This window comes from Trichococcus pasteurii, assembly GCF_900112935.1.
GTDB lineage: Bacteria > Bacillota > Bacilli > Lactobacillales > Aerococcaceae > Trichococcus > Trichococcus pasteurii.
This window is the reverse complement of sequence record NZ_FONM01000002.1, coordinates 342,060-355,525: the sequence shown is the minus strand read 5'-3', so window position 1 is coordinate 355,525 and position 13,466 is coordinate 342,060. Positions and strand designations below refer to the sequence as shown.

Here is a 13,466-nt window from a genome sequence, read left to right as displayed (position 1 = left end):
CTTATGGATTCTGGGCTGTTTCTTCGTCATCTTGGACGGCGGAGGATGCTTGGTCGCTATCCGCCGAGCTGGAGGACGATGCTGAATCGCTTGCTGAATCACCATCATCTGCGGAATCCGCTTCGGAGGATTCCTGTGCCGGATCGGCGATGGTCAACTGGATGGATGAAGAAGGTGACGTGCTTGAACCGACTTTGACGGTCAACGAAATCGTGATTGTGCCTTTATCAGGATTATCAATGACGACTTTGGTGTCTGTTGTCGTTTCGGATGCGCCGCCTGCTGTCACGGTGTATTGTGCTTGTGCGTTCGAATCGGTGCCGCTGGCTGAATATTTATCCCATTCGACGGTCAATTCGTCCTTATCTGCATCGTAGCTGGCCTTCAAACCGGCAGGCGCCAACAGCGTCACGCCGTATTTCTTGGAGGTGGAAGTAGGTTCCGTTCCTTTGACGAAAAGTTCTGTGGCGATCAGGCTGCTCGGTGTATTTGGACCGGGCTTCATGATCGGATCAGTGTATTTTTCGATCGAGACTTTGCTTACTGATGAAGGCATCGTCCAATCGGAGTAATCGGTATCCTCGGAGACGTAGGACATCAACTCACGATAAATATCGCGCGTCAGACTTTGTGTCTGGTAATCCAAAAAGTTTCCGTATTCTTTGGAATTGTCATAGCCGACCCATACTGAGATGGAATAGCTGGTTGAATAACCGGCAAACCAGGCATCTGGAGCGGCATAAGGCACGTTTGCACCGCCGACTGCTGCCAATTCGTCATCCGTGTAGTTGGTTGTCCCGGTTTTGCCGGCCTGCGGCAATCCGGATATCTGGGCGTTCGTTGCCGTTCCTTCGGTGATGACGTCCTTCAGCATATCGGTGATCATGTAGGCAGTGGATTCCTTCATCGCTTCCGTTCCGTTCGGTTCGAAGGTGAATTCTTCACCTTCCGCGGTCGTCACGGATTGGACCGTATAAGGCTCGTAGTAAGTGCCCCCGTTAGCGAAGGCGGCATAAGCGGCAGAAAGCTCGATCGGTGTCGCTTCGCCGCCGATGGCATTGGATTCAACCAAATATTCCTGGCCATCGTTTGTGATCGTGATGCCCAATTTTTGCAGGAAGGAAAAGGCGTTATCCGCACCGACTTCCTGGAAAGTCTTCAATGCCGGAATGTTGCGCGAATCGACCAGCGCTTCGCGGATGGTCTGGTCGCCTTTGTAGTCGTTGTCGTAGTTGTTGATTTCGCTGCCGTCAGAGTAACTGTATTCCTCGTCGACGACCAATGTGCCTGTCGAGTAATCCAAGTATTCGATGGCCGGACCGTAGACAGCCAATGGTTTCATTGTCGAACCGATGCTGCGCTCGAGCGTTGAGGCGCGATTCAGTCCGAGCTGGACAGTCTGGTTGCGGCCGCCGATGACTGCCTGAATGGCGCCTGTATTGACATCGACCATGGAAACCCCTGTCTGCAACAGATCGTCCGGGAATTCTATATAGTCGTACGTATTCACGATATCGTAGAGACGTTGCTGGGCATCCATATCGATGTTGGTCGTGATCGTCAGCCCGCCTTCGTAGACGTCCAGACCGGTTTTTTCAGCGACTTCATCTATGACGAGTTGGATATAAGGATCGATCACCAGTGATGTATTGACGTCCGCGGAGTGATCGACAATGCTGCCTTCGATTTGGACTGTTTTCGCTTCAGCGCTCTCTTCGGCAGTGATTTTTTCGTTTTCGACCATCATGTCCAAAACAAGATCGCGTCTTGTTTGCGTGTCCGCCGGATTGTTGATCGGGTCATATAGGGAAGGCGCTTGCGGCATGCCGGCCAAAGTGGCGGCTTCCGCGAGCGTCACATCAGTGATGGATTTGCCGAAAAAGTATTCGGCGGCCGTGCCCATGCCGTAGACGTTATTGGACATGTAGACTTTGTTGATGTAGAATGCCAAAATCTCGTCTTTCGTGTATTCACGTTCCAGCTGCATGGACATCCAGGCTTCCTGCGCTTTTCGCTCCAAGGTCTGGTCTTCGGAACTGGTTGAAAAATAGGATAATTTTATCAATTGCTGGGTGATGGTGCTTCCGCCCTGCGAGATGCCGCCTTGCTGGAGGTTCGCGAACAGGGCGCCGATGATCCGGATCGGATCGACACCATTATGATCGTAGAAACGTTGATCTTCTATCGATACGATGGCATCCTTCAAAACTTGCGGGATATCCTCGGCGGCAATCAATGTCCGGTTCTGATCGTTTCCGCCGATCTCGTTGATTTCGTTTCCGTCAGCATCCAAAATGGTCGATGCCACTGTTCCGACTAATTTTTCTTCAGTCAGTTCGGGAGCGGAAGAGACGTAATAAAAGAAGAGGCCTGCTCCGGAAGCGAGTCCGATGACCCCTAAGGCCAGAACACCAAAGATTATTTTCTTCCAAAGCGCCACCCCGGTTTTTTTCACGCCCGCTTTCGTTTTTGCTTTCACCGCCGTTTTACGTGGGCCTTTCGTAGTTCCGTTCTTCTTTCTGTTGTTTGCGCGTGATCGTGTATGATTGCCTTCATTCGGCATGTAGTTCACCTCTTAATTATTTGATAGTGCGTTCAAGCATTTTATCCACTGCATCCAGATAATCCAGTCGCGGATTGAATCCGTATGCCACTTCTATCCCATTATCCTCAATAAAAGCCAGTGGGATCGATTTACGGCCATTATTCAATGTATTCTCCCAAAAGTCAATCAAATAGGAACTGTTCAGCAGGAATACGCGGTTGAAAACGGAAAATCGGATCAGGACGAACGTGATTCCTTGCTGTTGGATACACCTTTTCATATGGATGATCTGATGCTCGTGGAAGTTGCTCAATGGTATGGCTGTCTTGTTTTTTGTTTCTTTGGCCTCAAAGTCCAGGTATAGCCCTTTGTAGACGCCGTTGTAGTCGGTAGTGGAGGACTGCCGATAGTAAGCCTCCTTGATGACGGCTGCGCTTCTTTTGGGGTAATCCACTTTGACGACTTGGATAGGCGTCGGCTTTTTGTGGATGACGGCTTTCCCTGATGAAAGGTAATGCTCATTGCTGCTGTTGATTTCTTCTTCAAGCGTCATTCCCCGGTTGCTGTATACGAAGTCTTTCCTCTTTGCAGTTTTCGGCATATGCGACTCGGCATGGAACTTTTTGCCGTTCGGATAATTTACGGCCACTGACGATCACCCCCATTGAATGATTATACCAAAAACATATGGTGAAAGAAATCTAAGAAACCATTAAAATAGATGCTTAAAGCGTTGATAGCGGGCACAATTTTTGAACGAATGCGGATTAATTAAGCACTTTTTGTTTACAACACCGCTTTTCTAGTGTAGTATTGGAGAGTGTGCAATATCAAATTAATTGCAATAAAATCAAGATTTTTGGAGGAAAGTAAATGACTGCAAACTGGGAAAAAACAGGCACTAACGATGGTGTCTTAACATTTGAAATTTCAGAAGAAATCATCAAACAAGAAATGGATAAGGTCTTCAACAAAGTGAAAAAGAACGTTTCCGTTCCTGGATTCCGTAAAGGTAAAGTTCCTCGTCACGTATTCAACAATATTTATGGTGAAGAATCTTTATTCGAAGATGCATTGAATGGCGCTTTGCCTGATGCTTATTCACAAGCAATCGAAGAAGCTGGATTGGATCCTGTTTCTCAACCAAAAATTGACATCAAGAGCATGGAAAAAGGCCAGCCTTGGGTCATCGCTGCTGAAGTTACAGTGAAACCTGAAGTGAAGCTTGGAGAATACAAAAATCTTAAAGTTGAAAAACAAGACCGCGTCGTTACAGATGAGGATGTAGAAAACAACTTGAAAGAAAAACAAGAGCGTCAAGCTGAATTGGTTCTTAAAGAAGAAGGCGCAGAACTTGGCGACACAGCTGTAATCGACTACGAAGGATTCGTTGACGGTGTGGCTTTTGAAGGCGGCAAAGACCAAAACCATTCTTTAGAGTTGGGATCTAAGCAATTCATCCCAGGTTTCGAAGAACAATTGGTCGGCGTTAAAGCTGGAGAAGAAAAAGACGTTGTCGTGACTTTCCCTGAAGATTATCAAGCTGAAGATCTTAAAGGCAAAGAAGCTACTTTTAAAGTAGTCGTACACGAAATCAAAACAAAACAATTACCTGCTTTGGATGACGAGTTCGCAAAAGATGTCGACGAAGAAGTTGAGTCATTGGACGAATTGAAAGCTAAAATCCGCAAGGAATTGGAAGAAAGCAAAAATGCTGCAGCTGATGAAGCTGTTCAGGATCTAGCTTTGAGACAAGCAGTGGAAAACGCTGAAATCGTTGAATTGCCGCACGTAATGGTTCACGATGAAGTGCACCGTCAAATGGATCTATTCCTGAATGACATGCAACGTCAAGGAATCTCTCCTGAATTGTACTACCAAATCACAGGTACTACAGAACACGACTTGCACGTCCAAATGGAAGCTGATGCTGATGTACGCACGAAAACGTCACTAGTGTTGGAACAAATCATCAAAGATGAAAACATCGTCGTTTCTGAAGAAGAAATCGCTGCAGAAATCGAAGAGTTAGCGAAACAATACAACATGGATGCAGACCGTGTCCGCGGATTGGTTAGCCCTGATATGTTGACTAACGATATCCAAATGAAGAAAGCGATGAGCATCATCACTGATTCAGCAATCGAAGAATAAGAAAAGTTGAAACAGAATACAGAGATCGGGACATTGTCTTCCATAGTCAGTGTCCCATCTGTTTATACTCAGGGATATATTCGGACTGTAACCCCACATAGGTAAACGAATCATATTCTTTTTCAATTTTTCCTTTCTGTGTTAAGATGTAAACCGTTCGAAAGCGGTCAGGGTCACTGCGCCAAAGCAATCGGCGTATCCTGGCAAGTTCCGCTGGATCGGAAAGTAAGTATATAGAGAGGAGAATGATTGTGTTCCATGATGAAAGTATCGGGACAATACATTGTTCATTCTGCGGAAAATCTCAGGACCAAGTGAAAAAGATCATTGCGGGGCCGGATGTATATATTTGTAATGAGTGTGTAGATTTATGCAAAGAGATCATCGATGAAGAGATCTATGCACCAAGCGAAGCGGTATTCACCGAGGTACCAAAACCGCAGGAAATCCAAAAGATTTTGGGCGAATATGTGATTGGCCAAGAAAAAGCCAAGCGTACGCTATCTGTAGCGGTCTATAATCACTACAAACGCATCGGCCAAATGAGCATGATGTCAGAAGACGATAATGTAGAGTTACAAAAAAGTAATATTTGTTTGATAGGCCCGACAGGTTCGGGTAAAACGTTCCTTGGCCAAACATTGGCGCGCATCCTGGATGTCCCATTTGCGATTGCAGATGCGACAAGTTTGACGGAGGCCGGCTATGTTGGTGAGGATGTCGAGAATATCCTATTGAAGCTGCTTCAGGCTGCCGATTTTGATGTCGAGCGGGCCGAACGGGGAATCATCTACATCGACGAGATTGACAAGATCGCCCGCAAAGGCGAAAATGTATCGATCACGAGAGACGTGAGTGGTGAAGGGGTTCAACAGGCGCTGCTTAAAATTTTGGAAGGCACTGTTGCGAACGTTCCACCGCAAGGCGGCAGAAAACACCCGCAGCAAGAGTTCATCCAAATCGACACGACGAACATTCTCTTCATCGTCGGCGGTGCCTTTGATGGCATCGAAACGATCGTGAAAGAGCGTCTTGGCGAGAAAGTCATCGGCTTCGGCTCCCCTCAAGCCAAGCATTTGGAAGACAAGAGCATTATGCAGCAGATCATCCCGGAAGATTTGTTGAAATTCGGCCTGATCCCGGAATTCATCGGTCGTTTACCGATAATGGCTGCATTGGAAAAGTTGACGGAAGATGATTTGGTTCATATTCTGACACAACCAAAGAATGCCTTGGTCAAACAATACAAAAAATTGCTTGAGTTGGATGGCGTCGAATTGGTGTTCGAAGATGACGCACTGCGCTCCATCGCCAAAAAAGCACTGGAAAGAAACACAGGTGCCCGCGGATTGCGCTCCATCATCGAAAACATCATGCTGGACATCATGTTTGATATCCCAAGCAGAGATGAAATCGTGAAATGCGTCATAACGGACAATACAGTCAATGGCATCGACGCGCCGTTGCTGTTCGATGAAGACGGCAAACAGATCAACTGAACATGAGCTTGCGTTTGAAGTCCGGCGAATCAGACAATTTTCAATCTGATTTCCGGATTTTTTCGCCTAATCATGGCAGTCGATTGCAGCAATAGTTTTAAGCGTCGTTTTAATTGCAGACGGCTTTGAAAAGGAGTGAAAATATATGCACGTAAAAGAAGCAGAAATCGTAATGAGTGCTGTCGATCCGAAACAATACCCAGACACCGGTTTTGCTGAAATCGCTTTGGCGGGACGGTCCAACGTGGGCAAGTCGTCGTTCATCAACAAGCTGATCAATCGCAAAGCATTAGCGCGGACATCAAGCAAACCGGGAAAGACCCAGACTTTGAACTTCTATCTGATCAATAATTCATTTTATTTTGTGGATGTTCCGGGTTATGGTTACGCGAAAGTTTCAAAGACGGAAAGGGCGAAATGGGGCCAAATGTTGGAGACGTACTTCACACAACGTGATACGTTGCGGCATGTCTTTCTGATTGTCGATTTTCGTCATGAACCTACCGAAGACGATATTCAGATGAAGGATTTCATAGAATATTACAACCTTCCTTATTCGGTCATCGCGACCAAATGCGATAAAATACCGCGCGGGAAATGGAATCAACATTTTTACCGCATCAAGAAAGCTTTGAATCTACCGAGCGATGAGTCCTTAATCATGTTTTCAAAAGAAACGGGTGAGGGTTTCGAAAAGGCCTGGACGTTGATTGAAGGAATATTGGCTGAGTATGATGAAGCTGCGCAGGACTAACAAAAAAACAATGGGCAACATCCTACTATTGGGTGTTGCCCATTCTTCGTCCATTCGTTATGATGGGTTAGACAAGGTGCTTGTCGTCGAACGAATAGGACATAGGAGGGCAATATGGGGACTGAAGAAAAGCTGAGCCGTTACACGACTGAAGAAAAAAGTTGGATTATGCAGGATTGGGCGAATTCGGCATATTCCATTATGATCACAACAGCAGTATTCCCTTTGTATTTCAAGTCGATCGCGGAAAGTGGCGGATTGGCGGATGCAGACTCGACAGCTTATTGGGGATATGCGAATGCGGCTGCCACGCTGGTTGTGTCGCTGCTTGCCCCTGTATTGGGAGCTGTCGCGGATTACAAAGGCTTTCGCAATCCTTTGTTTACGGGCTTTACGTTGGCCGGCATTTTCGCAACGATTGGGTTTGTATTTGTGCCTGCTGCAAATTGGCTGTTTCTGTTGGGATTGTACATGTTATCTGTGATTGGTTTTTCCGGAGCGAATATTTTTTATGACGGCTCCTTGATGGACGTGACGACCGATGAACGGATGGACCGCATATCCTCGGCGGGATTCGGCTGGGGCTATATCGGCAGTTCCATCCCTTTCGTCATCTTCATTTTTTTCCAATTGACCGGCATTTTGCCATTGAGCACGAGCGGCATTGTGAAGGGCGGCTTCATCCTGACTGCGGTTTGGTGGTTCATCTTCACCATCCCTTATTGGAAGAATGTCAAGCAGAACTATTACATCGAAAAAGAGCCGCATGTGGTCCGCAAGAGTTTTGTCAGATTATGGGAAACGCTGAAGAACATCAAGGAATACAGACAAGCCTTTTTATTTTTGTTGGCTTATTTCTTCTACATCGACGGAGTTGGGACCATCTTCAAGATGGCGACTGCGGTTGGATCGGATATCGGGCTCTCTTCGAATGAACTGATCGTTGTCATGCTGGTGGTCCAGTTCGTTGCTTTCCCGTTTTCCATCCTGTACGGCCGAGCATCCAAGCGCTTCGGCAACAAGAACATGATTTTTGTGGGCATTGTAACCTATATTTTTATCTGCATTTATGCGCTGCAGTTGGACTCGTTGCTGACATTCATCATTTTGGCGCTGCTTGTGGGCACAGCCCAAGGCGGCGTGCAGGCGTTGAGCCGATCCTTATTCGGTCAACTGATCCCGAAAGAGCAGGCGAACGAATTTTTCGGATTCTATAACATCTTCGGGAAATTTGCGGCTGTGGTCGGTCCGCTGCTGGTCGGACTCATCTCGCAGCTGACAGGAAACTCTTTGGATGGCGTTTTTGCCCTGATCATCCTGTTCGTGATCGGCGGGATACTGCTGTTCTTTGTAAAAGTTCCGGATCCGCAAGCAAAGCAGCAGAGTTGACCATTTGAATTAATGTTTGCATGTGTGCCGAAAATGTGTTAAAATCTAATTTGCATCTTTATGCTCGTTTTTATAAAATGAAGACATTTCTTCAAGGTGGGAGACATTTGGCAGAACGTATTTCAGAAGAAAAATTAGCGCAAATCAGAACCGAAACGAATATTGTTGATGTCGTCAGCCAATATGTACAACTTAAAAAAAGAGGCAAGAATCATTTCGGATTTTGCCCGTTCCATGACGAGAAGACCCCTTCTTTTTCTGTTGCAGAAGAAAAACAGATTTTCCACTGTTTCAGCTGCGGAAGAGGAGGGAATGTTTTTACCTTTTTGATGGATGTCGAGGGCGTTTCGTTCGTTGAGGCAGTCATCAAGACAGCCGAATTAAGCAACATTGCCTTGGATTTCTCGTACGAAAGCCATGCACAGGATAATCCGCTGCAGTCAAAAAAAGAAAAACTGATCCAAATCCACGAGGAAGCAGCTGCCTTTTACCATCAGGTCCTGATGAATACCGTCACGGGGCAAGCTGCGCTTGATTACATGATCCAACGCGGTTTCACCCCGGAGACACTAAAAGAGTATCAAATAGGGTTTTCCCCTTCCAATCGGACGGCGCTCTTTCAAATGCTAAAAGCGAAGGTATTCGATGAAGGACTCCTTCAGGAAAGTGGTATATTCACGGATAGACAAGGCCAGAACGAACTTTTTGATCGCTTCTCGGCCAGGATCATTTTCCCATTGCGGAACGCTAAAGGAAAGACGGTCGCTTTTTCCGGCAGAATTCTGCATGCTTCCCCAGCGGATGATACAGGTTACCATGAAGCAAAATATTTGAACAGCCCCGAAACACTTTTGTTCAACAAGCGGGATTTCCTTTTCAACTTCGATAAAGCCCGCAGTGAGATCCGAAGGCATTCAGAGGTGATCCTTTTCGAAGGATATATGGATGTCATATCCGCTTGGCAAGCGGGTGTGAAAAATGGCGTCGCCTCGATGGGGACCAGTCTGACGGAAGAACAGAACCGGATATTGACGAAGACCGCCGATAAAATAGTCATTGCCTATGACGGTGATCGGCCTGGTGTAGAAGCGACCAAGCGCGCCATAGAGATACTGGAACGCAACAAGCACTTCGATATCTCCATTTTCCCGCTGGAAGCAGGCATGGACCCTGATGAATACATCCAGCAGAAAGGTCCGGAGGCATTCGCCAAGGCACTGAACAATAACAGGGAGACAGTCATTCAGTTCTATTCGCGCTACCTCAAGATGAATCTGAACCTGGATTCCGAAAAAAATCGCATCACCTATATCGAAACCATGCTTAAGGCATTGGCTCCCTTGGATTCATTAGTCGAAAGGGAGCTCTACATGAAGGACATCGCGGATGAATTCAGTATTCCGATCGATATCCTGCAGAAGCAATTGAAGGGTTATCAGCAAGAGGTGCTCCAGCAAAGGCCTGAGCGCGAGCCGGTCAGGAGAACCGCGCCGCATGATGCCGCTCAGCACGCCATGTATCCAAGCGCGAACAGACGCAAAGTGACCCAGGCTGAGCAAAGCGAAAAGCAGCTGCTTTACCGTCTGTTTCATTTCGAGGAAGTCTGGTCGTATCTGAATGAAATTGATGCGGATTTCAATTTCATCCATGATGACTACCAGACAATCTACATTTTGTATGAAGAGTTTTTCAGACAGAATGGGTTGGTCGGCAATATCGATCAATTCTTGGACCGCATCAATAATCCGGCTCTTCAAAACGTGATTACGGAGATTGAATGGTTCCAATTGGATTCGGAAGTCACCTATCAGGAAATTCAGGATCTCGTCCATATCATCCGGGACAAGTCGTCTTTACAGGACCAACTGACCAAGAAACAGGCAGAAATGAAGGAAGCTCGAAAGAGAAATGACAATGAGCGTCTGAAGACAATCATGTTGGAAATCGTTTCGCTCTCAAAAGAATTAAAAGCAACAAAGAAATAGCCCGCATCGAATGGAGGAATCATTTTATGGCAATCGAAAAAAATGATCAAGGTTTAACGTTAGAACAGGTAACCAAAAAGCTGATCGCAGAACATAAATTATTGGGGTCCGTCTTCTACGACGAATTGGCTGATAAGATAGCTACACCTTTCCAATTGGACGCGGATGACATGGATAAACTGATACAAAAAATGGAAGACGGCGGTGTCAGTGTCGTAGACGCAGACGGCGGCCCGACAGCTCGTCAACTTGCCAAAGAGACAGTGAAGCCTGAAAAACCAGCTGCATCCAAAAAGGATGAAGAAGAAGACTTGATGGCCGTGCCGGCCGGAGTGAAAATCAACGACCCGGTCCGCATGTACCTGAAGGAAATCGGCCGCGTGCCTTTGTTGAACGCAGAGGAAGAAGTCAATTTGGCCTTGCGCATCAAAGACGGCGATCAGGAAGCGAAACAGCAACTGGCTGAGGCCAATTTGCGTCTGGTCGTTTCCATCGCGAAACGTTATGTAGGGCGGGGCATGCAGTTCCTGGATCTGATCCAGGAAGGCAACATGGGTCTGATGAAAGCTGTCGAAAAATTTGACCATACGAAAGGTTTTAAATTCTCCACCTATGCCACTTGGTGGATTCGTCAAGCCATCACCCGTGCCATCGCCGACCAAGCCAGAACAATCCGTATCCCTGTGCACATGGTTGAAACAATCAATAAATTGGTCCGGATCCAACGGCAATTGCTGCAGGATCTTGGGCGCGAACCGACACCTGAAGAAATCGGCGCCGAGATGGACCTTCCGACTGAAAAAGTCAGAGAAATCCTGAAAATCGCCCAGGAGCCAGTTTCCTTGGAAACCCCCATCGGAGAAGAAGATGATTCCCATTTAGGCGACTTCATCGAAGACCAGGAAGTCCTGAGTCCGGCTGAGCATACTGCCCAGACGCTCCTGAAGGAACAACTCGAGGAAGTGTTGGACACTCTGACAGACCGTGAGGAAAACGTCCTGCGTCTACGCTTCGGTCTTGATGACGGGAATGTACGGACTTTGGAGCAAGTAGGGAAAGTATTCGGCGTAACCCGCGAGCGGATCCGTCAAATCGAAGCGAAAGCTTTGCGCAAACTGCGTCACCCAAGCCGCTCGAAACAATTGAAAGATTTTCTTGAGTAATAAGCACGCTGACCCGAGGTATTGTACTCGGGTTTTTCTTATGTCATTTTCTGAAAGATGTAAGGATTAATGGGATATATGAAATGGAATTATGCTAAAATAGACCTATCAGCAAAAATGGAAAGGGAGGGATGAGGTTGAATATTCAACAATTATCCGTAAGACTCGAGACAGTCGCAGGTTTTGTGCCGGAAAATGCCAGGCTGGCCGATATCGGCTCGGATCACGCCTATTTGCCTTGTGTTTTGGCAGCGCGCGATGTCATCAGTTACGCATTGGCAGGGGAAGTTGTGAAAGGCCCCTTCGAATCGGCGGCGGAACAGATCAGAACATCAGGAGTCGGCGATCGCGTCAGCGCCAGACTTGGCGATGGCATGGATGTGATCGAGCCGACGGATCATATAAACGTCGTCACTATCTGCGGGATGGGCGGGGACTTGATTTCCAAAATTCTGGAAAAAGGCAGAGTAAAAGATAAATTGGTCGGGGTGGAACGTTTGATCCTCCAGCCCAATAACGGAGAAAAGAAACTGCGTGAATGGCTGATAGGCCACCAATACAAAATTATCGACGAAACGATACTGGAAGAGAACGGAAAGATTTATGAAATCATCGTCGCCGAAAAGGCAGAGACAGCGGAAACATACTCTGAGCTCGAATACAGCTTCGGCCGTTTCCTGCTTCAGACAAAAAATGAAGTTTTCCGCAAAAAGTGGTTATCCGAAATCGACAAGTGCCAATACATATTGGACAGCATGCAAAAAGCAAGCAATAATCTGAATGAAAAAGAACAACAAGTGATCAATAAAATCAATGAAATTAAAGAGGTGCTGGGATGAGAAGCATTACTGGTTATGAATTCATCGAGTTATTCGAATCGCATGTTCCGACTTGGCTGGCAGAAGAAGGGGATCCGGTGGGACTCCATTTGGGAGATTTGAGCCGTCCGGTCCACCGTATTTTGGTGACGCTCGATGTCCGTCCGGAAGTCGTTCAGGAGGCCATCGAAAAGCAAGTCGATTTTATCTTCTCCCATCATCCGCCGATCTACCGACCGCTAAAAAATCTGGATGTTTCCGATAAGCAAACAAAAATGTATGTTGATCTGCTGAAACATGACATCAGCGTCTATGCTGCCCATACGAATCTGGACAATGCGAATAACGGGATGAACGATTGGCTCTCTGAGGCATTGGGGTTGTTGGATGTGGAAATTATGGACGTTACGAAACGCGTGCCCGTAAAAAAAATATCCGTATGCGTGCCGAATGCAGAATGCAATCGTGTCCGTCTGGCTATGACCGAAGCGGGAGCGGGGAATATTTCCGACGAATACAGTCACTGTTCCTACGAGGCGCAAGGGGTAGGCCGCTTCACGCCGCTAGAAGGCGCAAAACCAGCCATCGGCCATATCAATGAACCCGAAGCGGTGCAAGAGAAGAAAATTGAGATGATTGTGGAGGACAAGTACTTGGCGGACGTACTGGAGGCGCTGTATGAATCGCATCCTTACGAAGAGCCCATCTACGAAATCTACACGATCAATAATTTCCAGCGCGAATACGGTCTTGGAAGGGTCGGCAATTTAGCGTTGCCGATGACGTTGCGTTCCTTTATCCAGTACGTTAAGGATGTTTTTCAGATTGAAGGCATGCGCTTCCTCGCAGCGGATTTGGATCAAACGATCAGTCGCGTTGCCATCTGCGGCGGGGATGCCGGAAAATATTACCGGAAAGCAATCAAAAAGGGTGCGGATGTATACATCACTGGCGATGTCTACTACCACACGGCCCACGATATGCAGGCTGATGGGCTGACCGTCATCGACCCAGGCCATCATATCGAACAGATCTGCAAACCGAAATTATTGGGATTATTCAATGAATGGAAAAAAGAAAATGAGTGGGATCTGGAAGTCATCGCTTCCGAAATCAACACAGATCCTTTTATTTTCGATAGTCAATTGTGAGAGGATGT

10 protein-coding genes are annotated in these 13,466 nt (G+C 46.9%); 8 read left to right on the top strand and 2 right to left on the bottom strand.

What is annotated here, in order from left to right; translation table 11 throughout:
- Window position 1 precedes the first annotated feature (1 nt).
- Complete coding sequence (locus tag BM184_RS03910) at window positions 2–2,563, bottom strand: PBP1A family penicillin-binding protein (RefSeq protein ID WP_086941544.1); 2,562 nt, start codon at window positions 2,561–2,563, stop codon at window positions 2–4.
- A gap of 16 nt (window positions 2,564–2,579) precedes the next feature.
- Window positions 2,580–3,194: a Holliday junction resolvase RecU gene (gene recU / locus BM184_RS03905; protein WP_086941543.1), complete on the bottom strand. Its 615-nt coding sequence runs from the start codon at window positions 3,192–3,194 to the stop codon at window positions 2,580–2,582.
- A gap of 224 nt (window positions 3,195–3,418) precedes the next feature.
- Between recU and tig the strand changes: the two genes are divergently transcribed.
- The 8 genes from tig (at window position 3,419) to BM184_RS03865 (ending at window position 13,458) form a co-directional block, all read left to right on the top strand.
- The gene (gene tig / locus BM184_RS03900) at window positions 3,419–4,699 is read left to right on the top strand and encodes a trigger factor (RefSeq protein WP_086941542.1); all 1,281 of its coding nucleotides are present in this window, start codon (window positions 3,419–3,421) and stop codon (window positions 4,697–4,699) included.
- A 251-nt stretch (window positions 4,700–4,950) separates the two neighbouring features.
- On the top strand, window positions 4,951–6,198 hold the full coding sequence (gene clpX, locus BM184_RS03895) for an ATP-dependent Clp protease ATP-binding subunit ClpX (protein ID WP_375152973.1): 1,248 nt from the start codon (window positions 4,951–4,953) through the stop codon (window positions 6,196–6,198).
- Between the two features lie 145 nt (window positions 6,199–6,343).
- On the top strand, window positions 6,344–6,952 hold the full coding sequence (gene yihA, locus BM184_RS03890; protein ID WP_086941541.1) for a ribosome biogenesis GTP-binding protein YihA/YsxC: 609 nt from the start codon (window positions 6,344–6,346) through the stop codon (window positions 6,950–6,952).
- 114 nt (window positions 6,953–7,066) lie between these two features.
- Window positions 7,067–8,341 carry an MFS transporter gene (locus BM184_RS03885; protein ID WP_086941540.1) on the top strand — a complete coding sequence of 425 codons (1,275 nt, stop codon included), beginning with the start codon at window positions 7,067–7,069 and terminating at the stop codon, window positions 8,339–8,341.
- Between the two features lie 107 nt (window positions 8,342–8,448).
- Window positions 8,449–10,326 (top strand): DNA primase, encoded by a 1,878-nt coding sequence (gene dnaG, locus BM184_RS03880; protein ID WP_086941539.1) that lies wholly within the window; start codon window positions 8,449–8,451, stop codon window positions 10,324–10,326.
- Between the two features lie 26 nt (window positions 10,327–10,352).
- Window positions 10,353–11,489, top strand: coding sequence for an RNA polymerase sigma factor RpoD (rpoD, locus tag BM184_RS03875; RefSeq protein WP_086941538.1), 1,137 nt, complete (start codon window positions 10,353–10,355; stop codon window positions 11,487–11,489).
- A 137-nt stretch (window positions 11,490–11,626) separates the two neighbouring features.
- On the top strand, window positions 11,627–12,328 hold the full coding sequence (locus tag BM184_RS03870; protein ID WP_086941537.1) for a tRNA (adenine(22)-N(1))-methyltransferase: 702 nt from the start codon (window positions 11,627–11,629) through the stop codon (window positions 12,326–12,328).
- Window positions 12,325–13,458 (top strand): Nif3-like dinuclear metal center hexameric protein, encoded by a 1,134-nt coding sequence (locus BM184_RS03865; protein WP_086941536.1) that lies wholly within the window; start codon window positions 12,325–12,327, stop codon window positions 13,456–13,458. The genes BM184_RS03870 and BM184_RS03865 overlap by 4 nt, the downstream gene beginning before the upstream one ends.
- The last annotated feature ends 8 nt before the right edge of the window (window positions 13,459–13,466 follow it).